Source organism: Rhizobium sp. CRRU65, from assembly GCF_048551595.1.
Classification (GTDB): domain Bacteria; phylum Pseudomonadota; class Alphaproteobacteria; order Rhizobiales; family Rhizobiaceae; genus Rhizobium; species Rhizobium leguminosarum_J.
Map to the genome: position 1 here is coordinate 336,420 of NZ_JBLYZH010000001.1, position 23,916 is coordinate 360,335.

The following is a 23,916-nucleotide window of genomic DNA, read 5'->3' on the forward strand; positions in this document are numbered from 1 at the left end:
GCGCAGATTTGCGGGTAGCCGACATGCCACCCATCGTCGCAGCATCTGCGCATGCGATCCCGTGCGGTCATTGTCCTGATGCCGCGGGTTCAATCGCTCATCGACGAGAAGGGAGACAATGACAGTGGCACGTAAATCCATCGGCGAACGGCTGGCGCAGCTGGAAGCCCAGCGAAAGACATTGCAGATCCGGCTCGGCAAACAGGAACGCGCCATCGATACGCGCCGCAAGGTGTTGATCGGCGCACTTGTGCTGCATCGGCTGGAGAATGATCGCGATGTGCAGATCGGCGGAGGACTGGCAGCCTGGCTCAGATCCGAACTGCCAAAGTTTCTCACCCGCGATGGCGACCGGGATCTGTTCGACGATCTGCTAAAGCCGCAGGCAAACGAGCCGACTGTCGGCGATATCGGCAACGGGAGTGCGGCATCATGATCCATGCCAACGAGATCAAAACTGCCTTCGCAAACATGATGCGCATGGCGGCCCGCGATCCGCTCTGGGCCATCGTCGCCCTGATCACGTTTCCGCTGCGATATGCCAGGTCGTTTGTCATGGGTGCATCTGGCTACTTGCTTGTCGTGTTCACCGGCTACTTCGGGATCGACTACCTCAGACGCGTGATGCTCGGCGGCCACAGGGGTGACGTCATCTGGCATATCGGCGACTGGGTGGTGATGGCCTTTGCGGTCGTGCTGCTCATTCGATTGTTGTCGGTTCCGTTGATCACGCATTTTGGCACTGCGAGCGACGCCGACACGCACGGCACGGCTCGGTTCGCAGGTACACGAGAGATCGCGCCTCTGACAAAGGCAGAAGGCGGATTGCTGATCGGCCGCGCGCCGGGTTCGGCTCGCTTGCTGCGATATGACGGGCCTGCTCATCTTCTGACCATGGCGCCGACGCGCAGCGGCAAGGGTGTCGGCACCATCATCCCGAACCTTCTGACCGCCGACCGCTCGATCATCTGCATCGATCCGAAGGGCGAGAACGCGATCATCGCCGGTGATGCACGAGAGAAGTTCGGGCCGGTTCATATCCTTGATCCGTTCGGCATCACCGGCAGACCAACGGCAGCCTTCAATCCGATGGAGGATTTTAATCCCGCCGGCATCGATGTCGCCGAAGACGTTTCCACCTTGGCCGACGCACTGGTGTTCGACGAACCCGGTCTTTCGGGTGACGCCCATTGGAACGAGGAAGCCAAGGCGCTGATCGCTGGATTGCTGCTGCATGTGCTCGCCAGCCAGCCAGACGACAGGCGCACGCTGACGATGCTGAGGCACTTCCTGACGCTGGCACCGGAAGCCTTCCGTGCCTTGCTGGGCGAGATGCAGAGAAGCGACGCGGTGAACGGACTGATTGCGCGGGCCGCCAACCGTCATCTTGGCAAGTCGGATCGCGAAGCCAGCGGCGTGCTGTCGGCGGCCCAGCGACACACGCATTTCCTCGACAGTCCGCGCATGACCGGGGTGCTGTCACGCTCGGATTTTCGGTTCGGTGACCTCAAGAAAAACAAGGCGTCCGTATTCCTGGTCTTGCCGCCAGACCGGCTTGCGGCCTACTCGCGTTGGCTGCGCTTGCTGGTGGCCCAGAGCCTGACGGAGATGGCGCGAACGCCACCCTCGTCGCATCCATCTGCGCCGCCGGTTCTCTATCTGCTCGACGAGTTCGCCGCCCTTGGTCATCTGGCACCGATCGAACGGGCCATGGGATTGATGGCAGGCTACGGTGTGCAACTCTGGCCGATCATCCAGGACATTCATCAGCTGCGCGCCACCTATGGCCAGCGTGCCGGCACGTTTTTATCCAACGCCGGCGTGCTGCAGGTGTTCGGCGTCAATGATCACGACAGCGCCCGTCTGGTCTCCGATCTGCTTGGCCAGGAGACGGTCGTCTTCAACACGGCGGCACGCGCGCTCGATTCGGAAAAGACCGGCCTCTCCTTTGCCGAGCAGCATGTCGGTCGCCCTCTGCTGACGCCCGACGAAGTGCGCAACATGCATGCCGAAACCGAGCTGCTGTTCATCGCCGGCCAGCGGCCGATCGTTGCGACAAAGTTGCGCTATTATGCCGATCCGGAATTTGCCGGATTGTTTGCCAACCAGGAGAGATAAGCCAGGAGAGATGAACCAGGAGCGATGAGGCAGGAGCGATGAGCCAGACGGTTCACATCACCCCGATGAATCGATCGGGCCTCATCGATTCACAAATGTCGTTGGACGCCGCCGCCTGGTCCTTGCGATTCTGCCAGCATGACAGTTCAGCCCTATCGTCTCTACATTGAACGCATCGATCCATCGAAGAACATGGCTCGCTTTTATGCGCTGTCGATCGAGCCGAACCTCTTCGGCGAGACCTCGCTTGTGCGCAGCTGGGGACGCATCGGCAGCCGCGGGCAGCAGAAGATCCATGTCTTCGACAGCGAGGCAAAAGCCGTCGATCTCCTGCTCAGCCTTTTGCGCAGGAAGCGGTCGAGAGGCTATCGGGTCCTGCGGTGATCGGCATCCGCGTCTCGCATGCCTGAGTGAAGGAAGAGTCAGTTGAGTGAAGGAGGAGACGGCTCACGCCGCCGCCTCCTCGTCGAGTTCCGGCTGCAAGGAATGCAGGTAATCGACGGCGCGCTGCGCATGTGCCGCCGCCGAGAAGATGGCGCGCTTGTCGTTGGCCAGAACCTTCAGCCAGCCATCGAGATAGCTTGCGTGGTCGGGGCGTGGTTCGAGCTCGGGGACGATGCCGAGATCGGCGCAGAGAAACGCGCTGCCGAGTTCGGCAATGAGCTCCTCGCGGGCGCGTTCGCTCCGGTCTTTCGCGTAGCGGCTGAGATCGCGATCAAGCCGTCGCGGTGCGGCGGTCCAGTGCGTGATCTCGTGGCTGAGGACGGCGACATAGGAAGCATCGTCCCTGAAGGCATCCAGGCATGGCATCTGGATGTAATCACGCTGAGCGGCATAATAGGCAGCCGATCCTCCGTGCCGGATCAGCGCGCCGGTATTGGCAAAGAAGCGGCCGGCATTGCCGATGCGGCTCATCGGATCCTGGTGAGGTGCGGTGTCGTCAAAGCGGCCATTAAGACCGGCGATCTGGTCGGTGTTGAACACCGTGTAGGCTTTGAGGAATGGAACATCCTGTTCGATCTCGCTGCCCGTCTCGGTCGTCTCGGTGCGGACGAACGAACTGGCAAAGACGACGGTTGTGCCGGTTTCGCCCTTGCGAACGGCGCCGCCGAGTTCGATGGCCTGGCGAAACGTCATCCAGCGTGATGAGGCAAAGCCACGGGCGATAGCTTCGGACCACAGCAGCAGGACGTTGATCCCGGTGTAGGGTTGGCCGTTGTGGCGCAGTGGCCGGCTGACCTCACTTGCCGCATGTCCCGTCGTCCAGGGTTTGGTCCATGGCCGCACGCCCTGTTTGAGATCGGCGATGATCGTGTTGGTGATGCGGCTGTGGATATCGGATCGTTGATTGGACTGCTGCCTGCTCATGTTGGAACCTCCGTTTCGAGGTCGCGGCCATCGCGACCTGCTACGGCGGTCCGAAAGCCGGGCTGCAAGCGTTGCCTGCACCCCGCGGGGCCGCAACGCAGTGGAGGACGGCAAAGCCGTTGCCGGCGGCGCGAGCCTGGCAGGACCCAAGCCGGGGCAGGACGCGATGGCCGAAGTCTAGTGGGGGGTTTAGACGGAGGCAGACGTGGCAGATCCGCGAAGCGGCTTCATGTCGCTCGCGTCACAGATGAACCGCAGCGGAGACCGTTTACCTGGCCGGCCGTGCCAATGAGCGGGCGATATCGACAATGTCGTCGCGCGAGGCGGTTGGATCCTCCTTGTTCCAGGCAACACCAAGCCCGATCCTGAAGTCGATGCCTCTGACCGCCTTCAGTTCGAAGGCCCGGTTCGGCAGGCCCTCGGTCCATTCCGGCGCAAAGCCGATGCCAAGGCCGGCCGAGACCAGCGACACCAGTGAATAGGTGTCGTCGCAGCTATAGGCGATGTTGCGGGTCAGATCGTATTCCTCGAACTTCTCGTTGAAGTACCGCTCTGTGTAGGAGAGGTTCTTGCGATTGAAGGCGATGATCTTCTCCCCGCGCAGATCGTCGATGCCAATCTCCGTCCGCTCCGCCAGCCGGTTGGTCCTGGCCACCGCCAGCAGATAGCGCTCATGGGCGATCGAGGAGAAGCGCAACGAGCCGATGTTTTCCACCGGTCTAATGAAGCCGAGATTGATCTGGCCGTTTTCCAGGCCGCGGATGATGTCGCCGGTATTGCCGCTTGAGATATGGATGCGGATATCCGGGTACTTGCGGGCGATCTTTGCCAGAAACGCCGGCAGCACGCCGGTGGTCGCCGGATAGACGGTGCCGATCCTGATCTGCCGGATCGTCTTGCCGGCCACCGCCCTGGTGATCTCGGCGGACAGATCGACCTCGCTGAGGATCCCGACGCAGCGCTCGTGGAAGATCTCCCCTGCCCGCGTCAGTTCCACCCGTCTGGTCGAGCGGATGAACAGCGCGCAGCCGAGCTCCCGTTCAAGCGCCTGTACGTGATTGGAGAGCGCCGGCTGGGCGATGCGCACCTTGGCGGCCGCCCGGCCGAAATGCAGTTCCTCGGCCACCGCGACGAAGTAGGAGAGCTGGCGTAGTTCCATGAACCCGACCTTTCAATTTCTAAAACTACAGTTTGTAGTAATAACACTCCATATCGTTCGTGGCCAGATCGTTATCAATGAGGAACAAATCGTTCCCATGGATATTCTTTCAAAGCGGCTTCGTGAAAGAGCTGAACAGCTAGGCATTTCGAACGCCGAGGCCGCGAGGCGGGTAGGCCTCGATGAGCGCCGATATGCGCACTATGTGGCCGGCCGAAGAGAGCCCGACTTAGCGATACTGGTAAGAATAGCGTTGTCGCTGGGCACAACACCAAATTGGCTGCTGGGCGTCGCAGGACACGCCGACGCAGTTGCTGAAACGACAGATCTCCTGGAACGCTTTGCAAATGCCGCGAACGGCATGACGCTCGAAGAACTACAGCTATGTATCATACTGGCGGAAGCGATCGTCGCAGCAAAAACACGGCGCTAGTATCTCAGATGGATGCTGCGGGGCGGCCGGCGCAGGAACGGGAGTCGGTGCAATCAGAGAGCCGGCGGTGGGGACCGGGTCGCGCCTGTGGACATCTCGTTCCGGCCGAGAGTCGCTCGTTTTGGCAAGCCCGGCCTCGATCTGTAAGATCAGTCGCCGGAATTCTGACGGACGGCTTGGCCGCCGGCCCTCTTGCGCCGACGCCACGGCAAGGAGGCTCCTCCAAACAATGAGCATACCAGGAAAGGCGCGTCCGCGCCGGCGCCAGTTCGCGCACGGCTTGACCGGTTAAAAGGGCAGCCGCAGGAGGGTTAGCGGAGCGCCGCTCGGGAACGAGCGGAACCCAGGACCGACTGCCCCCGGCAAGCCGTTCCGCTTGGGGTGTACCCGTGGCGCCCCCTCGCCTCACCTGCCCGGCCGTGCCAATGACCGGGCGATATCGACGATGTCGTCGCGCGAGGCGGTTGGATCCTCCTTGTTCCAGGCAACACCGAGCCCGATCCTGAAGTCGATGCCCCTCACCGCCTTCAGCTCGAAGGCCCGGTTCGGCAGGCCCTCGGTCCATTCCGGCGCAAAGCCGATGCCAAGCCCGGCCGAGACCAGCGACACCAGCGAATAGGTGTCGTCGCAGCTGTAAGCGATGTTGCGGGTCAGGTCGTATTCCTCGAACTTCTCGTTGAAGTACCGCTCTGTGTAGGAGAGGTTCTTGCGATTGAAGGCGATGATCCTTTCCGAGCGCAGATCGTCGATGGCGATCTCCGCCTGCTCCGCCAGCCGGTTGGTCCTCGCCACCGCCAACAGATAACGCTCATGGGCGATCGAGGAGAAGCGCAACGAGCCGATGTTTTCCACCGGTCTGATGAAGCCGAGATTGATCTGGCCGTTCTCCAGGCCGCGGATGATGTCGCCGGTATTGCCGCTGGATATATGGATGCGGATATCCGGGTACTTGCGGGCGATCTTTGCCAGAAACGCCGGCAGCACGCCGGTGGTGGCGGGATAGACGGTGCCGATCCTGATCTGCCTTATCGTCTTGCCGGCCACCGCCCTGGTGATCTCGGCAGACAGATCGACTTCGCTGAGGATCCCGACGCAGCGCTCGTGGAAGATCTCCCCTGCCCTGGTCAGTTCCACCCGTCTGGTCGAGCGGATGAACAGCGCGCAGCCGAGCTCCCGTTCAAGCGCCTGCACATGATTGGAAAGCGCAGGCTGGGCGATGCGCACCTTGGCTGCCGCCCGACCGAAATGCAGTTCCTCGGCCACCGCGACGAAGTAGGAGAGCTGGCGTAGTTCCATAGGGTCCTTCGACGAAGCGAGGCGGATAGCGCAGGCATGACGCTTTCTCGCTTTTGTAGAGTATACTCCGTAGCGGAATACTCTACAAGAGGTTCTCTCGCTGTCATGGAGATACGCGAGACCTTCGCTCGAAATTTGAGAACTCTTCGACAGGCGAGGAAAATGTCGCAGGAGGAGCTTGCTCATCGTGCCGGCATTGATCGGACATACATCAGCTCTCTGGAACGATGCGTCTACAGCCCAAGTATTGAGGTGCTAGATCGACTGGCTGCCGTGCTACGTGTTGAACCTGCTGACCTACTTAAAAAGTCAGCCAAGGAATAGCGAGCAACCGCGCGGCGACCTTGGTATTCTCACCGCGATCGCCGCCCTAACCTGCTGCGAAAGTTGCCTTTCGCGGCGTAAGCAGATTTATGGAACTTCTTTAAATCACTGCCTTTGAAGGATGAGGGGTGCCGCGGTCCGATTCCGGTCAAGGAGTGCGTCCTTTGAACAAGCTATCATTCTGAAATCATCAGTGAAAATTCCGAATCTTCACCTTCAGCGTATCGATAGGAAGGGCGGGAACGAAAATATCCCTTGGCTGGACCGCCGGCGCTCGATCCCGCGAATCCGGAATTCCCGGCGATCCGTGGGCGAACTCGTCGCCCCGGCCCGTCGGCAGTTTGAACTCCCCATCACGATCCGCCAAGGCGGATAGGTCGCCCGAGAGATCGAACAGTTGCTGGGCGACGAAGTGCACGACGTCCCCTTCCCGCTGGATGCGGCCGTTGATCGCCATCATGCTTGATCCGAGCACAACGCGTCGGCGTCGCGCGAAGCTTCGGCCAGACGACGACGTTTGCCGGACCGGTCTCGTCCTCGATCGTCAGGAACATCACGCCTTTTGCCGATCCTGGCATTTGACGGACCCGAACGAGGCCCCCGGTCATCAACCACCGGCCATCGCGGGCAGACATGGCTTCACCGCAGGTGTGACGAGGCTTCGAGCGGCGAGATCCTTGCGCAAGAAAGCGATCGGGTGTTCGCGCAGGGTCAAGCCAGTATGGCTGTATATACATCCGGCGAAGGCCGCGACCTCATGCGTCGCCTGCAGCAGGCCACGTCGAGAAACAGTACTCAACCGTTGCGCTTGCTGTCTCTTCCTAGTTGATACAAATAGCTCCGTACACTCTCTCCAAGGGATAAAACGATATTCGAGATATCCGTCATGTAGATCAGCGTGCTCATCATGGCTCTCCACCTTCGATGTATCTGCAAGCAGGTTGAAAGGATCGCGATGTCGAGGCAATGGACAGAAACACGGAAGTTTTGGATTATTTTGGTGATCGGTTGGCTATTCCCTGCAGAAGCTGGTGCTCTTGAATGGCTTTCGGACGCTGCGAAGTAGTTGCTGCATTCGTGGCCCCGATAATTGCGAAGAGGCGTCCGTCGCGACGCCTCGCATTTCGACTGGCAACACTCCCATCGAGGTTTGCCGCTTTGCCTTCGGCAGAAAGGCAGTCTCAATAAGTACGTGCTTGATCTCTTGCGCCAGTGGGTCAGTGGAAATTTTTACATCAGCAAATCTGCCAGGAAAGTCCGCGCAGCACCTCACATATTCGGATAGACTGGCCCCTCGCCACCCTGCGGTGGCACCCAGTTAATGTTCTGGTTGGGATCCTTGATGTCGCAGGTCTTGCAGTGGACGCAGTTCTGGGCGTTGATGACGAAGGTCTCTTCGCCGTCCTTCTCCACCCATTCATAGACGCCGGCCGGACAGTAGCGCGTCGACGGGCCGGCATAGATATCGTGCTCAGACGATTTCTGCAGAGCCATGTCCTTCACCTGAAGGTGGACCGGCTGGTCCTCTTCATGGTTGGTGTTGGACAGGAAGACGGAGGACAGGCGGTCGAAGGTGAGCACACCGTCGGGCTTTGGATAGTCGATCTTCTTGTGCTGCGAAGCCGGTTCCAGCGAGGCGGCGTCGGTCTTGCCGTGACCAAGCGTGCCGAAGAAGGAGAAGCCGAAGAGCTGGTTGGTCCACATGTCGAGACCGCCAAGAGCGACGCCCAAGGCCGTGCCGAATTTCGACCAGAGCGGCTTGACGTTGCGCACGCGCTTCAGGTCCTTGCCGATATCGCTCTTGCGCCAATCGGTTTCGATCTCGGCTACTTCGTCATTGGCGCGGCCGGCAGCAATCGCCTCGGCGAGGCGGTCGGCCGCCAGCATGCCCGAGAGCACGGCATTGTGGCTGCCCTTGATGCGCGGCACGTTGACGAGCCCCGCCGAACAGCCGATCAGCGCCCCGCCGGGGAAGGACAGCTTCGGCACCGACTGGTAGCCGCCCTCGGTAATGGCACGCGCGCCATAGGAGAGGCGCTTGCCGCCCTCGAAAGTGCCGCGGATTGCCGGATGCGTCTTGAAGCGCTGGAATTCCTCGAAGGGATAGAGACAGGGATTTTTGTAATTCAGGTGGATGACGAAGCCGACGGCGACGAGATTGTCTTCCAGGTGATACAGGAACGAGCCGCCGCCGGTGGACATATCAAGCGGCCAGCCGAAAGAGTGCTGCACCAGGCCGCGGCGGTGGTTTTCCGGCTTAACCTCCCAGAGCTCCTTGATGCCGATGCCGAATTTCTGGGGTTGGCGGCCGCTCGAGAGATCGAACTTGGCGATCAGCTGCTTGGCAAGCGAACCGCGCACGCCCTCTCCAACAAGCACATATTTGCCCATGAGCGCCATGCCGCGCGCATAGTTCGGGCCGGGCTCGCCGTTCTTCTCGATACCCATGTCACCGGTAGCGACACCGATGACGGAGCCCTCATCATTGTAGAGCACTTCGGTCGCGGCAAAGCCCGGATAGATCTCGACGCCGAGTTCTTCGGCCTTCGTCGCCAGCCAGCGACAGACATTTCCGAGCGAGACGATGTAATTGCCGTGATTGCTCATCAGCGGCGGCATCATGATATTCGGCAGACGCAGCGAGCCGGCGGGGCCGAGCAGCAGGATGTGATCGGCATTGACCTCGGTCTTGAAGGGGTGGTCAGCCTCCGCGCGCCAGCCGGGCAGCAGGCGGTCGATACCGATCGGATCGACCACCGCGCCAGAGAGGATATGGGCGCCGACTTCGGAACCCTTCTCCAATACCACGACCGACAGTTCCGGATTGACCTGCTTCAGGCGGATCGCCGCCGCAAGACCGGCAGGACCGGCGCCGACGATTACCACGTCGAATTCCATGCTTTCGCGCACTGCTTTACTCAACGTTCATTATGGAGCACAGGTGATACCGGTTTAAGCCGGGCAAGCCGCTTCAGTCATAGTGATCATTTAACCACTCTATAGATCGGGCCGCGCTCTATGACTGGATCGAGAATTCCATTTGAGAGTTCGTCTGCGGCATCAAATAAACCTGGTGGATTGCGATGAGGAATCGGGTAATTCAGTTCTGCCTTCATTTCATCGGAATAGATGTACGCACCGACGATCAAGGTGGAGAGAATATAAAATCCATCTCCGTCCTCGTCCGCCAGCCTTCTCAGCCTGGCCCACATCTCTGTCGCAGGCGCGAAGCCCAACACCTCTAGAAGAGCTGTCAGCATTTCGAAGTGTTTGTCGAGTATCGCCGCGGCCTTCGTCACGAGTTCGTTGAATTCGGCAACGGAACTGCCAGAGCGAAAATCACCTTCTTGTGGAATTAAGGTATCCGCGATGATGCGCAACGTCTGCAGTTCCCGTTGCGTGAACGCTCGTGGCGGAGCGGAGGCGGGCTTCGAAACAGACAGGCGCTTGTCGCTGTTCAACTTACTGCTGTTCGTCATTGTGAAGCACCACCTTTGAGGTTGCGAACGAGTTCTTTGGCATTCCGGAGTGCAAGCGCGGCTATTGTACTGGTTGGGTTCGCGGCTCCGCCGGTGACAAAAATGCTCCCATCGGAAATGACCAAGTTCGGAACGTCGTGGCTGCGACCGTATTCGTCTACAACAGACGATTTTGGGTCTTTTCCCATTCTTGCTGTTCCAAGCAGGTGCCCCGGCTCGCCCTGGAGATCGGCGATCTCGATTGTCTTCTTCGCGCCAGCTGCCGCATGGATTTCACTGAGCCTTTTAACCGTGAAGTCCCTAATCTTCAGGGTATTCTCACTGTAGCGATAACTGATCTTCGGTGCCGGGATGCCATCGCCATCTGTCAAAATAGGATCAAGCGTCATGCGGTTCGTTTCTTCGGGCAGGTCGTCAATGTTGGCTGCCCAGAATATCGCGTTGCGTGCATCCCTGATGACGCGATGGAAACTCTTGCCCCAGAGCTCATCAAACGGTAACAACCTGTGTGGGTCTACGCCGTTGAATAGTAGGCCCGGCGTGGGACAGGCGTGCAATTTCGAACCGCGAACAAACCCCCGCGAGAGATCGGTTTCGTAAAACTGCATCGAACTTGCCGCAGATCCGGCCGGACCGCGCCAGGACTCCAGTTCATCGTCATAATAGCCGATGACCGCGCAATTGGGGTGCAGCATCAGGTTCTTACCCACTAAACCAGAGGAATTGGCCAGCCCCAAGGGATGTCTGTCGCTTGGCGAAAGCAGAAGAAGCCGGGGGGTTCCAATACCATTCGCGCAAACAACGACTGTTTTCGCTGATGTGTGATAGCTAGTGCCATTCGAGATCCAGCTTGCACCCGTGGCCCGGCCGTTCTCGTCCGTCGTTATTTTGGACACCCTTGCGCCGGTAATCAATTTCGCTCCGGCTTTAATCGCCGCCGGCCAATAGGCTAGGTCAAAAGAAGCTTTGGCTCCCTCTGGACAGCCCTGCGTACATGTGGCCCATCGTGCGCATGCTGCAAGGGACCCTATCTTCTGGCTTGGTATCGCATTTGAATGGGGCCACCAGTGCCAGCCAAGAGCGTTCATCGATTGCGCGGCCTTCATGCCATGTTTGCCAAGGGGCATCGGCGGCATTTTTGGAGCATAACCCTCGGGATAGGCAGGATCTCCCTCAAGCCCGGAAACTCCGATGAAGTCGTCGATTTCATCATAGAAGGGGGCCAATTCGGCGTAGCTGAGAGGCCAATCGTCAGCCACGCCATCCGTTGTGCGTACACGGAAGTCGGAAGGTGCTAGGCGAGACCACAAAGCGCTGAAGTGGATGGTCGATCCTCCAACCGCGCTGTACATCGAAGGCGCCAAGTCTGTGTCGGAAACATCCAAGGGATAATCTGCGGGATTGCGCCGACGATTGGGTTCTGCTTGCCAATGCCCCCGGGCCACGAGCTCCCACATATCGAAGTTCGCGGCATAATCGGAAGGGAGCGCGTAGTCGCCCTGTTCCAAACATACGACACGGAGTCCTGCAAGCGCGAGGGTGTGAGCGGTTATGGCCCCCGATGGTCCTGAGCCGATAATTACGGCATCGTAGATATCTTCTTGCCCTGTCATTTCATTCATATCCGTCATCCATCCCTCTGTATATCGCTATCGTTTCCCGCCGCTTCGATAAGGATCTGAATCCCAATTCCCGGCGCGTAAAAATTCGGCTATCGCGTTAGATGGCCTTTGGTAGCTCAGGCAGCACCTCGAAGAGATCTGCCACGAGGCCATAGTCGGCGACCTGGAAGATCGGCGCTTCCTCGTCCTTGTTGATGGCGACGATGACCTTCGAGTCTTTCATGCCGGCGAGATGCTGGATCGCACCCGAAATGCCGCAGGCGATGTAGAGCTGCGGAGCGACGACCTTGCCGGTCTGTCCGACCTGCCAGTCGTTCGGAGCGTAACCTGCATCGACGGCCGCGCGCGAGGCACCGACGGCAGCACCGAGCTTATCGGCGACCGGCAGGATGACTTCCTTAAACTTTTCGGCTGAACCGAGCGCACGGCCACCGGAGATGATGATCTTGGCGGATGTCAGTTCCGGACGGTCGGAGGTCGACAGCGCATCCTTGACGAAGGTCGACAGACCCGGATCGGACACGGCGGGGATCGCCTCGACCGAAGCCGAACCGCCTTCTGCGGCAGAACCGAAGGATGCAGTGCGCACCGTGATCACCTTCTTGGCGTCGGTCGACTGCACGGTCTGAATGGCGTTGCCGGCATAGATCGGCCGCTTGAAGGTGTCGGCCGAGACGACTTCGATGATTTCCGAGATCTGGGCGACGTCGAGAAGGGCTGCGACGCGCGGCAGGACGTTCTTGCCGACCGAGGTGGCGGCCGAGATGATGGTGTCGTAGCTCGCTGCCAGCGACACAATCAGGTCGGCCAGCGGCTCTGCCAGATTGTTGGCGAGCTCGTCGCTTTCGACGAGCAGGACCTTGGAGACGCCCGAGAGCTTTGCGGCGGCATCGGCAGCAGGCTTGGCGCCTTTGCCTGCGACCAGCACATGAACGTCGCCGCCAATCTTGGAAGCAGCCGTGAGTGCCTTGCCGGTCTGGTCGGAAAGGGTCGCATTGTTGTGGTCAGCCAGAAGAAGAATGGCCATTATCGTGTTCTCCCTTTCCATATCTCAGAGTACGCCGGCTTCGTTCTTGAGCTTGTCGACAAGCTCGGCGACCGATTTCACCTTCACGCCTGCCTTGCGGCCGGATGGTTCTTCCGTCTTCAGCATCTTGAGGCGCGGCGCGGTGGAGACGCCGAAATCAGCCGGGCTCTTTTTGTCAAGCGGCTTCTTCTTTGCCTTCATGATGTTCGGCAGCGAAGCATAGCGCGGCTCGTTGAGGCGAAGGTCGGTGGTGACGACAGCCGGAAGCTTGACCTTGATGGTCTGCAGGCCGCCATCGATCTCACGAGTGACAGTGGCGCTGTCGCCGGCGATTTCGACCTTGGAGGCGAAGGTTGCCTGGGCGGAGCCGAGAAGGGCTGCAAGCATCTGGCCGGTCTGGTTGGAATCATCGTCGATTGCCTGCTTGCCGACAATGATGAGGCCCGGCTTTTCAGCGTCGGCAACACCTTTGAGGATCTTTGCGACTGCGAGCGGCTCGACGGCGTCATCGGTTTCGACGAGGATGGCGCGGTCGGCGCCCATGGCGAGCGCGGTGCGCAAAGTTTCCTCGGCCTTGGCCGGGCCGATCGAGACGACGACCACTTCCTCGGCCTTGCCGGCTTCCTTCAGGCGAAGGGCCTCCTCAACCGAAATCTCGTCGAACGGGTTCATCGACATCTTGACGTTGGCAAGGTCGACGCCCGATCCATCCGGCTTGACGCGGATCTTCACGTTGTAATCAACCACCCGCTTGACTGGGACGAGAATTTTCATGCGCTCTTACCTACACCTATGTATTCAAACCTGCCGATTGGACGCGGTCCAAGCCGAACTAACGCAAACTTTCAAACGACGACGGAGCTGAAGTGCCGTACAATCGCCTCTTGGATACTCAAAGCGGCCAACCAAGATGTTTTCGGGTTGTCCGGTAAAGGTTGGTTCTGTAGCTCGATTGAAAAACTGCCAAAGGCTCCCGTCGCCTCCACGCGATGTCCGTTCGTCGCTGTCCCGGGGTCTGCCAAAAGTGCTACGCTGGTTGCGTCAAACCCGACACCTGCGAGCGCCACCGCGGCGGTTACATTTGCGTTTTTTGGATAAAGCTGCGCGGCTTGTCGTGCGTTGCCTTCGAAGATGACCGTCGGCTCAAGAAGCGACGCCAAGTCCATCCTATCCGCAGCCGGAGTGCCCGCCCAAGCGATTGGTGGCTTGATGCCAGTATAGGCTACTTTACTCAAGCCTGCGCTTCTTGCCGATCTCAAAACATCAAGTCCTCCAATAGCGCCTGACACGACCGTTAGACGGCAGCGTCCGACTTTTGCGGCAACCTCAAGATCATCGAATAACGATTTGTCAGCCAAGCTCCCGGTTGAGACAATGATTGTGTCGATCCCGTTCCGCAGCAAAGTCGGAACAAAATCGCGCACAGCATCGTGGCTTGCGCACTCAACGACCAGTGAAGGACGCCAGGCGACAAGATCCGCAACATCGTGAAATAGCTCTAAACCAGCAATTTCACTCGCCGGCGGCGCGAACTCAGCTGGTACGAGTACCGCTGCCACGGCCACACCGGCTTCGGACCGAAGAAGCGAAGCCTGCAAGCTGCGGGCCATCGCACCATATCCAATCAACGCAATGCGCTTGCTCTCGTCTGCCAAAGCAAACTCCCTTCCTTTGATTTAGCTGATTGTATGAGCAAGAATCGGCTGACGGGCACCCAACTTCACGTAGGTCTGCTTGGTATCCAGATACTCATTAAGTGCATCCAAACCGTTTTCACGACCAAAGCCACTTTTCTTGACACCGCCTTGGGGAAGCTGCGGCGCCGCCTCCAGAAACGTGTTCGCAAATACGGTTCCAGACTTCAACTGGCGGGCTACCGTAAAGATTTTGTCGATGTCTTTGCTCCACACCCCGTTTGCAAGACCGAAATCGGTACTATTAGCCAAATGTATTGCTTCTTCCTGTGTTTTGAATTTTGTCACACAAAGAACAGGCCCGAATATTTCCTCCCGGAAAACGCGCATGCTAGAGGTAACTTCAGTAAGGATCGTCGGACCCACGAAAAAGCCATTATCGTAAGCTTGGCCCTGGAGACGCTCTCCGCCACACGTGAGGATGGCACCTTCTTTCTGTCCGTCGGCGACGTACCCGAGGACCTTGTTCATGTGCCCCTCATGGATCAGCGCACTCATGTCCGCATTTTTGTCCATGGGGTGGCCAACAACGATCCGCTTTGCGCGTTCGGCAAGTTTTGACACAAATGCGTCGGCAACACTCTCTTCGATCAGCAGGCGCGATCCGGCCGCGCAAACTTCGCCCTGATTGAAAACGAACCCAAAGAGAACGCCATCCAATGCGGCATCAAGGTCCGCGTCGGCAAAAACGATGTTGGCGCCTTTACCTCCGAGTTCCAATGCTACGCGCTTAACGGCCTCCCCACATTTTCCAGCGATGTGCCGACCAACACCAGTGGAGCCCGTGAAGGATATCAGTGATACATCGGGGTGACTGGTCAGAGCCTCGCCCACGGCAGTCCCTGTGCCAGTCACGACATTAATAACACCTTGAGGAAAGCCCGCTGTGCTCGCCAACCTCGCAATCTCAAGGGCGGTACTGGACGTTAGCTCGGAGGGTTTGATCACCACCGTGCATCCAGCCGCGAGCGCATACGGGAGCTTCTGAAAAAGGCAGATCAAAGGGAAATTCCACGGCACGATCATGCCGACGACCCCACATGGTTCTTTCGTTACAAGCCCCAGCGACAGAGGCCCGAGCTGTGTATGGGTTTCTCCTTTTTCGGTCACCGCAAGTGATGCTGCAAAGCGCGTCATTTCGACAACCATCGCAAGTTCGTACACAGACATCTTCGTTGCTTTGGCGGATTCCTCCGCTTCAAGTCGAACGAGATAGTCCGCGTTGTCTGCTATCAAGTCGGCAAGTTTGTTAAGCAGTCCAGCGCGGGCCGAGCCGCTTAGATCCCGCCAATTCTCTCGGTTAAATGCCTTTAACGCCGCCGCCACAGCAGCGTCGGCGTCTTGCGATGTACCTGCTGAGAAGCGCGCGAGTAACCTACCGTCGGCCGGCGAGTGGCGGTCGATCAACGTGACGGAAGCGTCAGACAAACTCCCGTCGATGAAATGGCCGTAAGTACGGTGCGAGTGAACGGGTTGCGTTTGCAACAATTGAGCCTCCATCAAATTTTGCTAGGTGTTGGGATGTCGATACAAGTCTCGACGTCACCACTCATCATGCGGGGGACGCCGAAACAGTCTCAATTCGCAACGACACGCACGCTTTCCGGTGGCGCATACACACCAACAACATCACCCACGTGGCTGGCGCATCGATCGGTAACCGCAATCAGCCGCGTGTCCCCGATTGCGAGATAGACATTGGTGGTCTGGCCCAATGGTTCGACGAAGTCGACAACTGCACGGACCGATCCGGGCGAACCAGGTTGGACGAGCTTCAGGTGTTCAGGCCGAATACCGAGTGTAAATTGGTGTGCTGGATCCAGTCTCGCGGCAATCAACTCGCGCTCAGTAATTGGAAGCGTATCTACAAACTCCTGGATCTGGCAGGTCGGCTGACCCGGCGTCTTCATGACAGCAGGGAAGAGGTTCATGGGCGGTGATCCCATGAAATCAGCGACAAAGCGCGTCAGGGGCCGGTCATAGATTTCCATGGGCGACCCAATCTGAACCATGTCGCCTCGACGCATGACGGCAATTCGGTCTGCCATAGACATTGCCTCGATCTGGTCGTGCGTGACATAAATCGTGGTGATTCCCAGTTCGGACACGAGCTTTTTGATTTCGGTCCTCATGACGGCACGAAGCTTCGCATCAAGGTTCGAGAGCGGTTCGTCCATCAGGAAGACTTTAGGGTTTCGTACTAAGGCGCGCGCTAGCGAAACTCGCTGCCGCTGACCGCCGGACAGTTGAAACGGCTTGCGGCCAAGATAGTCCGCGATACCGAGCTTGCCGGCTGTTTCCTCAACCTTCCTCTTGCGATCGGACTGAGGCACCTTTCTGATCTTGAGCGGAAAGGCAATGTTTTCAAAGACTGTCATGTTGGGATAGAGCCCATAGTCTTGGAACGCCATGGCGATGTCGCGATGGCGCGGCTCCGCGAAGGTCACGTCCCTGCCGTTGATGTGCACGGATCCCGAGGTTGGTAGTTCGAGCCCGGCGACCATACGGAGTGTTGTCGTCTTTCCGCAGCCAGATTCCCCCAGCATGACGAAAAACTCGCCTTCGGCTATGTCAACCGACACGCGGTTAACAACAGTGATCTCGCCAAAACGCTTTTGCACGTTTCTAATTTGAATGCCCACGATAGCCTCCTTAGCCTTTTACTGCGCCCAATGTCAGGCCGCGAACAAGATAGCGTTGCATAAGTAGAACGAGGATGACGACAGGCAGCGACATGACGACACCGGCCGCCGAAGCCAGACCCCAAGCAATTGACCTTGCGCTCAGGGTATTCGCAGCGATGACCGGTAGCGTTTTGGCAGCGTTCGACGTCAGCATGGAAGCCAAAAGAAATTCGTTCCAGGCAAACATGAACACGATGACCATTGTTGCGGCTAGGCCGGGCAACAAGAGCGGGAGCGTCACCCGCCAAAAAGTTTCAAGCCGAGAACAGCCGTCAATCAGCGCGGCCTCCTCGATAGATTGTGGGATATCCTGTATGAAGACGCGCATTACCCAGACCACAAACGGTAGACCGGAAAGAGCGTAGGCCGCGGTCAGCAACCAGTAGGTATCGAATATTCCCAGCCACCTCGCGAGGATAAACATTGGAACGACACTGACGATTGGTGGCAGCATACGGATCGATAAAATCTCGAAGGCAATCATCTGCTTGCCTTTTATATCGAACCGAGCCAGCGCGTAGGCGCCCAAAGTTCCGCAAACCATCGCCAGGCTCGTGGACAATCCGACGATGACGACGCTGTTGATAAACATCTTGGCGATGCCAATGTCCGTGATCAGCTTGGCGTAGTTTTGCAAGCTCGGGGTGAAAACCCACACAGGTGGGTAGGCTGTAATTGCCTGGTCGCTCTTCAAAGATGCTGTGACCATCCAAAATATCGGAAAGGCAAAAAACGTTGTTGCAAAGAGTGCAAGAAAGTAAGCCAGCGAGATTTGAGAATACCGGCGAATAGCGGGCCTTTTCATAGACATGGTGAGCTCCTATCGGCTTTCTTTTTCAGAAATAATTCGCGTAAAGCCAGAGAGCTTGGTGAAAATCAAAATTATAGCGGTCACGATCAGCAGGGTAACCCACGACAACGCCGATCCGTAGCCGAGATCAAAAAAGCGGAAATTTATCCTCTGCAGGTAGACGCTGACGAGATCAGTGGAAAAATCTGGCCCACCTCGCGTCATGATGAACGCCGTGTCGTAGGTTCGGAAGGCATCTACGATGCGCAGAAGCGTGGCGATAACGATGACCGGCCGAAGTAGCGGCAAAGTGACGGAGAAAAACACACGTATTGGCCCAGCCCCGTCAATGGCAGCGGCTTCGAATGGGCTGCGTGGGAGCGATGAAATGCCCGCAAAGACAATAAGAAACATGAAGGGAGTCCACTGCCAAATATCGACAAGTACAATCGATAGCAGCGCGGTGCTTGCCGATGATGTCCAGAGCTGGGGTTGAAAGCCTAACACGGTTAGCAGGTAATTGAGGACGCCGAGGTCGGGCATCATCATGACCCGCCACACGATGCCAACAGCGATCGGCGTAATCAACATTGGCACCAGGATGATCGTCCGCAGTAGGAAAAATCCAGGGTACCGCAAGTTGAATAGAAGCGACAAAAGTACTGCAAGAACCAATGACGACGTCACACTTAAGGTTACAAAAACACAGGTGAGGCCAATGGCATGCCAAAATTGTGGATCTAAAAGGGCGTTGGCATAGTTTTTCAAACCGATGAATTGAGAGGCTCCGCCATGGGTCGGGTTGTAGTTCGTCAACGAGATGTAAAGAGAATAGATCATCGGAAAAAAGCCGACGAGGTTCATAAGGACAAACGCCGGTGTGAGGAGAAGTACGCCTGTCCGGCGCTCTCCCGCCCGTTCCGCTTTATGGGTGCCAGTGACAACTGGCGTAGAGATTGAACGCGTCATAGCCATAGTAATTTCCCATTGCATGATAGGAACGGCCGCGGGCCGTTCCTTCACGTCAGTTCAAGCGGCCTTAACGAATGATGGCTTTGACGCGCGTTTCGGCGTCTTTCATCGCTAGGTCAGGCGATTTTCTGCCGAGAACGGCGGCCAGAATTTCCTCATATAGGACCCGTTGCACTTCCACCGAGTTCGGAACGCGGTAAGGGGGTAGTGCGATCGTGGTGGTTCCCCGCTTCTTGAAATCCTGATAGACGGCCAGCGAGGGGATTCTTGCTTGCACCGCCGGATCTTCTAGCTGCGATTTGAACACCAGATTCATTTCGCCGTTATCGAGAAACAGCTTGTACCCCTCTCCCTTAAGCATCCAATCGAGGAATTTATAGCTTTCGATTGACTTTTGTGAAAAAGCGCTGACGCCGATTGAAAAGCCACCGGTCATTTGCTGCTGATATTTTTCGCTTGGAACGGCGGCATAGCCGAACTTGCCCTTCAGTGGTCCATTCTCCAGGCCGGAAAACACATCCGACCAACTGATAAACATCGCGGCTTTTCCTTGGGAGAAAAGGGACAGACCGTCTGGATAGTCGAGACCTTCAGCGCCCTTGGGTGCAAAAGGAAGCACCTCCTTGATCCGTTCAATCGCCTTCACACCCTGTCCCTCAGTATTGAAGGCAGGCTGATTTGAGCCATCCAACACGCCATCGTCGGTGGGCCCCAACTTTGTCATGCTCATCAACCGGGTAGCCCAGTCGCCTGACATGTGAGCATCCTGACCACCTAGTAGCAGGATGTTGCCAGCCACCTCATTTGTATGAAGCGCTTCGGCACACTTCCGGTAATCGTCCCAGTTCGTGGGCACCGAAAGACCCTTTGCTTCGAACAGATCCTTTCGGTAAACAAAAATAGGGGTGGCGAGCGTCAGCGGTATTCCGTAATGCTTCCCGTCGCGCTGCACAAATTTCAGGGATTCCGGAATTACATTCTGATATTGCAAAGGCTGCAGCGATGCATCCTCAGCCTGGATATCCTCCACGGCCTTCACCCACTGATTGCCTAAAACCTGATTGATGAACAATGCGTCCAAGGTCAAAAGGTCATAAGTGGAAGATCCTTGAGACATTTCTACAAGGAGCTTTTCGTAATGCTCATTTTGCGGAACGGGGTCAGCGCTGATTTCGGCAGCGGTATAGGATTTTGAAATTTGGTTACCCAGCGTTTCGCCGAATAGGAGGTTCATATTCAGAATGTTAAGACTTTCACCGGCGGCAAGTGCACGCGTTGAACGAAGGTTGTAGGCAGCAAGCAACGCCGCTGCTGCTTTCAATGCCGTTCTGCGGCTCATTTCACGATGATTTTTTACTATGGTCATGTAGGCCTCCACCATTGTTCCCGTATGGTTTACGACTTGGCAACGTTGCGTTGTCAGCTAAGAGGGTCCGTCTTCCGCGGCTTCCACTTGAACTTCGGAGCCGCTGATACGGCGGTTCCCATGCTCCTGTTATGGCTAACCTGAAAGGTCGCCGAAGCTTGGAGTCCAGTAACCATGTGGCGGCTTCAGGGACAATGGTAAAGTACCCCAAAATATTGGACAAATTGCTCAATTCCACGATGACTGCCCTGCATGTTCGGCATCTTATAGCCGGCCGAGGTCTGTAGGTACCGCATCAAGTCGAGGCGGCAACGACGAGCGCGACACGTGTAACCCAGCCGAGACTAGCACCGGACGGTCCTCTACACGCAGGAGCCGTCGCTCCTCGGTTTCGCAGGTTCAGATCTTCTTTGTCCGCAGCTCACGAAGACGGACTGGGAACTACGCCCCAAGCTGTTCCCCGCAGCGGGGTCCTATCTCACTATGGCCGAGAATTTTTGATGCTCTACACACCGAGCCAATTTGACTGGAAATGAAATAAGGACTTCGTTCGTGGGTTGATCAGGATCAATCCCGGACTGCCTGCGTGGCCGCATTATACCTTAGCACCGATGATGAAGCAGGGCTCTCAAGCCGACGGCCAACGCCCATGCTCGAGTGTCAATGATCTTAGACGATCGCACCTGCCGACAGCAAGATTTATGAAACGGGGCAGCGTGGCAATTCCCGCGACTTTGGCGCTGTCGCCTGGAGGGATTGGAGGGGCTTGCTGACGTGGAACCTTGCTTCTAGCCCGTCGCGTCAAGCCGATCCATCGCACTCACGTCTACGATGTCTGATCCCAAGCTCACTCAACTCGGTCGGATTTGGATTGGACATAGTACTTTTCCTTCCGAGCGTCCTTCGTGGCAGCGCCAGCAGATGGCACAACAGTCTGCCCGGCTGCGGTCAATTGTTCGTACATACTTCGCAATGCGCGCCGTGTCACGGCCATGTCGCTCTCGCTGAGGCCAGCCAGCATAAATGTATCGAGTTCGATCGCCTCCGGAATCAAGGCGTCCACCAACCCCTTGCCTTCAGATCGCAACGATACAACGATCTCTCTCTTGCTCTTTGTCGAGCGGACTTTCCGGATAAGTTTGCGTTCATGCATCCCCTCGGTGAGCCGCGACAGCGTTGAAGCATCGATTGATGTCAGCGAGGAGAGATCAACCAGTTTTGACTCTCCGAAATCATGAAGCACAACGAGAACGCGCCACATCGGTATCGTTAACGAGTGGATCTGCAGCTTCAAAACGAACCGCTCGTTTATTGCAGAGGCAACCCGGTTCGTGAGAAAAGAGAGACGGTCCTCGAGCTTGTAGTTTTCTTCACCCATGCGTCTCTTCATTTTTGTCGAAGTTCATCGTGCAGCGAGGTCGAATACCACAAACCTGTTTGGAATCCGATCCGAAAAAAGATCGAGATAACCGAGATTGAGGCGCGTCTCGGTCAAAAGTGGATAATTATGATTTCGGAGCGGCGGCCTACTGGCCGCCGCCCGCTACAGTAAAAGGGTCAGCTGCGTTCCTCGCGCAGGAGGCCCAACTTTTCATGCACCGGCCGATCGGAAAATGAGAAGAGGAGGGAATCCGAACTGGAGCTTTCAAATCGATGGCGCAACCAACCGGGAACAGCGAACACGTCGTTCGGGCCCAATACGACTGGCGCCGATCCCTCCACAATCACGGCCGGCTCCCCTTCGATGACCACGAATACAGCGCTTTCGGTCGACCGGTAGAATGTCGAGTTAAAACCTTTAGGGAGCAGTCGGATCGTCGTGCCAAGCGTTGGGATTGCCCAATCCCCGTTCACAGGGTTCACATAACGCATGCAAATGCCGAGGTGCTTGTCGATGTCAGTGGACCGCTGTAAAACGTCAAGCGCCTCACGGGTTCTGGCGTAGGGATAGTTAAACACCGGCGACGTGCCGGACATGCTGGGCATGACCACCGGAAGCAGGCCGCTTCCGAAGCGAGCGAGAGAGTCGCCCTCCGGTTTGCTCAACACCTGCCGGTTGGCTTGATGTTCTTCGCGAAACCCTGCCTTTAGAAAATTGACCAATGGCACGTCGAGCCCGTCCAACCATATGACCGGCTCGTCGCCGTCATGCCCGTGATCATGCCAAGTCCAGTAAGGCGTGAGGACCAGGTCTCCACGATGCATCGTTGTCTTCTCACCTGATACTGCAGTAAAGCCGCCCACGCCTTCGAGCATGAACCTCAACGCCGATTGAGTATGCCGGTGAGCTGGGGCGACCTCACCCGGCATGATCAACTGCAGTCCAGCGTAAAGCGTATCGGTGATCTGAGATTTCCCCTCAAGCCCTGGGTTCTCCAGAACCAGAACACGACGTTCCGCCTCCTCTGCGGTAATCGCGCGACCTGCGGTCAACAACTGAGGGCGAACCAAATTCCATGCCCAGTGATAGGGGACCGCGTTCGGGCGAGGGTCGGTTGGGACAAGCCCCTTCAGGCGTTCCCATAGAGGCGCCAGCTGAAGAGCGCTGAGCTCAGCGTAGTAGGCCGATCGCTCGATAGTGTTTGGCGTGTTGGATTCCGTAGTCATCTAACAGTTCTCCTTGCACTGGATGGTGATCATCGTTGACAGACAAGGCATAGCGATATACTGCATATGCAATAAATGCAAATGCAGCAATTTAGCCGGAGGGAGATGCCATGAAGATTTGCAGGTTCAATCACAACCGGATCGGCGTGGTAGAGGGGGATACGGTCATAGACATCACTTCGGCCTTTGACCTGAATCCAGCATGGCCCTTGCCGCCCGGCGACTGGCTTGCCCGGCAGCTGCTGGATCTCCCCAAGATGCGCGCGGCTGTTTCCAAAAGTTCGTCGCGACTGGCGCTACACGAAGTCTCCTTGGCATCGCCCATCGCAAATCCAGGCAAGATAATTGGCGCGCCAATCAATTATCGCGCTCACATTGATGAAGCGAATGCCGACAGTGAGATCAACAACGGCACGACCTATACAAATATCGACGAGTTCGGCCTGTTCTTGAAGGCGGGAAGTTCGTTGATAGGACCTTCCGAAACTGTCATGCCCCGCTTCAGCGAGCGTCGGACAGATCACGAAGTAGAACTCGCGGTCATTATCGGCAAAGAGGCTAGCTTTGTGAAAAAGGATCGGGCTTTCGAGCATATCCTAGGCTTCACAATCGGTCTGGACATGACCGTTAGAGGAAAGGAATTTCCATCGTTTCGAAAGTCCCCAGACACCTATACCGTCCTCGGGCCATGGCTTGTAACCTTCGACGAAATCCCCTCTCCCGATGCTCTGGAGCTCCGTCTCAGCGTGAACGGAATTGAGAAACAGAGAGCGACTACGTCGCAACTCATCTTCAGCGTGGCACGCCTTATCGAGTATGCCTCGAGCTTCTACACCCTCTTTCCGGGAGACATCATAATGACTGGAACCCCTCAGGGAGTGGGACCTGTTCAGCCGGGCGATACTATCGACGTGCAGATAGAAGCCATCGGGGAATTGTCGATTTCAGTAGGGCGTGCCGCCTCCTGACGATGACGC

General features: G+C 57.3%; 22 protein-coding genes and 1 pseudogene. 6 read left to right on the forward strand and 17 right to left on the reverse strand.

All coding sequences use genetic code 11. The features are described 5' to 3' along the window. The first annotated feature begins 118 nt into the window (after positions 1–118). The 3 genes from ACM5SV_RS01555 (at position 119) to ACM5SV_RS01565 (ending at position 2,502) form a co-directional block, all read left to right on the forward strand. Complete coding sequence (locus ACM5SV_RS01555) at positions 119–436, forward strand: mobilization protein (RefSeq protein WP_419424943.1); 318 nt, start codon at positions 119–121, stop codon at positions 434–436. Continuing rightward, positions 433–2,118, forward strand: coding sequence for a type IV secretory system conjugative DNA transfer family protein (locus ACM5SV_RS01560; RefSeq protein ID WP_419424944.1), 1,686 nt, complete (start codon positions 433–435; stop codon positions 2,116–2,118). The genes ACM5SV_RS01555 and ACM5SV_RS01560 overlap by 4 nt, the downstream gene beginning before the upstream one ends. Positions 2,119–2,256: 138 nt before the next feature. Continuing rightward, a complete protein-coding gene (locus tag ACM5SV_RS01565) occupies positions 2,257–2,502 on the forward strand; it encodes a WGR domain-containing protein (RefSeq protein WP_128439750.1) in 246 nt (81 codons plus the stop codon). Between the two features lie 63 nt (positions 2,503–2,565). On the opposite strand, the gene ACM5SV_RS01570 is transcribed toward ACM5SV_RS01565, so the two are convergent. Next, positions 2,566–3,486 carry an ArdC family protein gene (locus ACM5SV_RS01570; protein ID WP_419424945.1) on the reverse strand — a complete coding sequence of 307 codons (921 nt, stop codon included), beginning with the start codon at positions 3,484–3,486 and terminating at the stop codon, positions 2,566–2,568. 268 nt (positions 3,487–3,754) lie between these two features. Beyond that, complete coding sequence (locus tag ACM5SV_RS01575; protein ID WP_419424946.1) at positions 3,755–4,645, reverse strand: LysR family transcriptional regulator; 891 nt, start codon at positions 4,643–4,645, stop codon at positions 3,755–3,757. Between ACM5SV_RS01575 and ACM5SV_RS01580 the strand changes: the two genes are divergently transcribed. Then, positions 4,644–5,078 (forward strand): helix-turn-helix domain-containing protein, encoded by a 435-nt coding sequence (locus tag ACM5SV_RS01580; protein WP_419424947.1) that lies wholly within the window; start codon positions 4,644–4,646, stop codon positions 5,076–5,078. The two genes, ACM5SV_RS01575 and ACM5SV_RS01580, sit on opposite strands and share 2 nt — an antisense overlap. A gap of 405 nt (positions 5,079–5,483) precedes the next feature. On the opposite strand, the gene ACM5SV_RS01585 is transcribed toward ACM5SV_RS01580, so the two are convergent. Then, positions 5,484–6,374 (reverse strand): LysR family transcriptional regulator, encoded by an 891-nt coding sequence (locus tag ACM5SV_RS01585; protein WP_419424948.1) that lies wholly within the window; start codon positions 6,372–6,374, stop codon positions 5,484–5,486. Between the two features lie 105 nt (positions 6,375–6,479). On the opposite strand from ACM5SV_RS01585, the gene ACM5SV_RS01590 reads away from it, so the two are divergent. Next, positions 6,480–6,698, forward strand: a complete 219-nt coding sequence (locus ACM5SV_RS01590) for a helix-turn-helix domain-containing protein (RefSeq protein ID WP_419424949.1) — start codon at positions 6,480–6,482, stop codon at positions 6,696–6,698. Between the two features lie 190 nt (positions 6,699–6,888). Here ACM5SV_RS01590 and ACM5SV_RS01595 read toward each other — a convergent pair. The 14 genes and pseudogenes from ACM5SV_RS01595 to gtdA form a co-directional block, all read right to left on the reverse strand. Then, a pseudogene (locus ACM5SV_RS01595) lies at positions 6,889–7,428 on the reverse strand (OB-fold nucleic acid binding domain-containing protein); the annotation flags it as partial. A 539-nt stretch (positions 7,429–7,967) separates the two neighbouring features. Beyond that, entirely contained in the window at positions 7,968–9,608 is a 1,641-nt protein-coding gene (locus ACM5SV_RS01600; RefSeq protein WP_419424950.1) for an electron transfer flavoprotein-ubiquinone oxidoreductase, read from the reverse strand. 74 nt (positions 9,609–9,682) lie between these two features. After that, the gene (locus ACM5SV_RS01605; protein WP_419424951.1) at positions 9,683–10,177 is read right to left on the reverse strand and encodes a hypothetical protein; all 495 of its coding nucleotides are present in this window, start codon (positions 10,175–10,177) and stop codon (positions 9,683–9,685) included. Next, the gene (locus tag ACM5SV_RS01610) at positions 10,174–11,808 is read right to left on the reverse strand and encodes a GMC family oxidoreductase (protein WP_419424952.1); all 1,635 of its coding nucleotides are present in this window, start codon (positions 11,806–11,808) and stop codon (positions 10,174–10,176) included. Before ACM5SV_RS01610 ends, ACM5SV_RS01605 begins: the two co-directional genes overlap by 4 nt. An 88-nt stretch (positions 11,809–11,896) precedes the next feature. Then, the gene (locus ACM5SV_RS01615) at positions 11,897–12,826 is read right to left on the reverse strand and encodes an electron transfer flavoprotein subunit alpha/FixB family protein (RefSeq protein WP_419424953.1); all 930 of its coding nucleotides are present in this window, start codon (positions 12,824–12,826) and stop codon (positions 11,897–11,899) included. A gap of 24 nt (positions 12,827–12,850) precedes the next feature. Continuing rightward, positions 12,851–13,600 (reverse strand): electron transfer flavoprotein subunit beta/FixA family protein, encoded by a 750-nt coding sequence (locus ACM5SV_RS01620; protein ID WP_130663747.1) that lies wholly within the window; start codon positions 13,598–13,600, stop codon positions 12,851–12,853. A 71-nt stretch (positions 13,601–13,671) separates the two neighbouring features. Then, positions 13,672–14,481: an aspartate dehydrogenase gene (locus ACM5SV_RS01625; protein WP_205909784.1), complete on the reverse strand. Its 810-nt coding sequence runs from the start codon at positions 14,479–14,481 to the stop codon at positions 13,672–13,674. A gap of 21 nt (positions 14,482–14,502) precedes the next feature. Next, positions 14,503–16,020 (reverse strand): aldehyde dehydrogenase family protein, encoded by a 1,518-nt coding sequence (locus ACM5SV_RS01630; protein WP_419424954.1) that lies wholly within the window; start codon positions 16,018–16,020, stop codon positions 14,503–14,505. Between the two features lie 77 nt (positions 16,021–16,097). Beyond that, a complete protein-coding gene (locus ACM5SV_RS01635; RefSeq protein WP_130663749.1) occupies positions 16,098–17,162 on the reverse strand; it encodes an ABC transporter ATP-binding protein in 1,065 nt (354 codons plus the stop codon). A 10-nt stretch (positions 17,163–17,172) separates the two neighbouring features. After that, positions 17,173–18,015, reverse strand: a complete 843-nt coding sequence (locus ACM5SV_RS01640) for a carbohydrate ABC transporter permease (protein WP_419424955.1) — start codon at positions 18,013–18,015, stop codon at positions 17,173–17,175. A 9-nt stretch (positions 18,016–18,024) separates the two neighbouring features. Next, the gene (locus ACM5SV_RS01645; RefSeq protein ID WP_164021765.1) at positions 18,025–18,969 is read right to left on the reverse strand and encodes a carbohydrate ABC transporter permease; all 945 of its coding nucleotides are present in this window, start codon (positions 18,967–18,969) and stop codon (positions 18,025–18,027) included. A 64-nt stretch (positions 18,970–19,033) separates the two neighbouring features. Next, on the reverse strand, positions 19,034–20,332 hold the full coding sequence (locus ACM5SV_RS01650; protein WP_162732583.1) for an ABC transporter substrate-binding protein: 1,299 nt from the start codon (positions 20,330–20,332) through the stop codon (positions 19,034–19,036). An 847-nt stretch (positions 20,333–21,179) separates the two neighbouring features. Further along, on the reverse strand, positions 21,180–21,710 hold the full coding sequence (locus tag ACM5SV_RS01655) for a MarR family winged helix-turn-helix transcriptional regulator (RefSeq protein ID WP_047558415.1): 531 nt from the start codon (positions 21,708–21,710) through the stop codon (positions 21,180–21,182). A 179-nt stretch (positions 21,711–21,889) separates the two neighbouring features. Next, positions 21,890–22,939 carry a gentisate 1,2-dioxygenase gene (gene gtdA, locus ACM5SV_RS01660; protein ID WP_419424956.1) on the reverse strand — a complete coding sequence of 350 codons (1,050 nt, stop codon included), beginning with the start codon at positions 22,937–22,939 and terminating at the stop codon, positions 21,890–21,892. Between the two features lie 110 nt (positions 22,940–23,049). On the opposite strand from gtdA, the gene ACM5SV_RS01665 reads away from it, so the two are divergent. Then, the gene (locus ACM5SV_RS01665; protein ID WP_419424957.1) at positions 23,050–23,907 is read left to right on the forward strand and encodes a fumarylacetoacetate hydrolase family protein; all 858 of its coding nucleotides are present in this window, start codon (positions 23,050–23,052) and stop codon (positions 23,905–23,907) included. Positions 23,908–23,916: the final 9 nt, after the last annotated feature.

What these genes read in the sequence shown, in the direction of transcription:
- ACM5SV_RS01575 (WP_419424946.1), bottom strand. Translation starts at nt 4,645, where the DNA reads ATGGAACTACGCCAGCTCTCCTACTTCGTCGCGGTGGCCGAGGAACTG.
- ACM5SV_RS01605 (WP_419424951.1), bottom strand. Translation starts at nt 10,177, where the DNA reads ATGACGAACAGCAGTAAGTTGAACAGCGACAAGCGCCTGTCTGTTTCG.
- ACM5SV_RS01580 (WP_419424947.1), top strand. Translation starts at nt 4,644, where the DNA reads ATGAACCCGACCTTTCAATTTCTAAAACTACAGTTTGTAGTAATAACA.
- ACM5SV_RS01565 (WP_128439750.1), top strand. Translation starts at nt 2,257, where the DNA reads ATGACAGTTCAGCCCTATCGTCTCTACATTGAACGCATCGATCCATCG.
- ACM5SV_RS01585 (WP_419424948.1), bottom strand. Translation starts at nt 6,374, where the DNA reads ATGGAACTACGCCAGCTCTCCTACTTCGTCGCGGTGGCCGAGGAACTG.
- ACM5SV_RS01615 (WP_419424953.1), bottom strand. Translation starts at nt 12,826, where the DNA reads ATGGCCATTCTTCTTCTGGCTGACCACAACAATGCGACCCTTTCCGAC.
- ACM5SV_RS01665 (WP_419424957.1), top strand. Translation starts at nt 23,050, where the DNA reads ATGAAGATTTGCAGGTTCAATCACAACCGGATCGGCGTGGTAGAGGGG.
- ACM5SV_RS01610 (WP_419424952.1), bottom strand. Translation starts at nt 11,808, where the DNA reads ATGACGGATATGAATGAAATGACAGGGCAAGAAGATATCTACGATGCC.
- ACM5SV_RS01655 (WP_047558415.1), bottom strand. Translation starts at nt 21,710, where the DNA reads ATGGGTGAAGAAAACTACAAGCTCGAGGACCGTCTCTCTTTTCTCACG.
- ACM5SV_RS01590 (WP_419424949.1), top strand. Translation starts at nt 6,480, where the DNA reads ATGGAGATACGCGAGACCTTCGCTCGAAATTTGAGAACTCTTCGACAG.
- ACM5SV_RS01555 (WP_419424943.1), top strand. Translation starts at nt 119, where the DNA reads ATGACAGTGGCACGTAAATCCATCGGCGAACGGCTGGCGCAGCTGGAA.
- ACM5SV_RS01570 (WP_419424945.1), bottom strand. Translation starts at nt 3,486, where the DNA reads ATGAGCAGGCAGCAGTCCAATCAACGATCCGATATCCACAGCCGCATC.
- ACM5SV_RS01640 (WP_419424955.1), bottom strand. Translation starts at nt 18,015, where the DNA reads ATGTCTATGAAAAGGCCCGCTATTCGCCGGTATTCTCAAATCTCGCTG.
- ACM5SV_RS01630 (WP_419424954.1), bottom strand. Translation starts at nt 16,020, where the DNA reads ATGGAGGCTCAATTGTTGCAAACGCAACCCGTTCACTCGCACCGTACT.
- gtdA (WP_419424956.1), bottom strand. Translation starts at nt 22,939, where the DNA reads ATGACTACGGAATCCAACACGCCAAACACTATCGAGCGATCGGCCTAC.
- ACM5SV_RS01560 (WP_419424944.1), top strand. Translation starts at nt 433, where the DNA reads ATGATCCATGCCAACGAGATCAAAACTGCCTTCGCAAACATGATGCGC.
- ACM5SV_RS01620 (WP_130663747.1), bottom strand. Translation starts at nt 13,600, where the DNA reads ATGAAAATTCTCGTCCCAGTCAAGCGGGTGGTTGATTACAACGTGAAG.
- ACM5SV_RS01650 (WP_162732583.1), bottom strand. Translation starts at nt 20,332, where the DNA reads ATGACCATAGTAAAAAATCATCGTGAAATGAGCCGCAGAACGGCATTG.
- ACM5SV_RS01645 (WP_164021765.1), bottom strand. Translation starts at nt 18,969, where the DNA reads ATGGCTATGACGCGTTCAATCTCTACGCCAGTTGTCACTGGCACCCAT.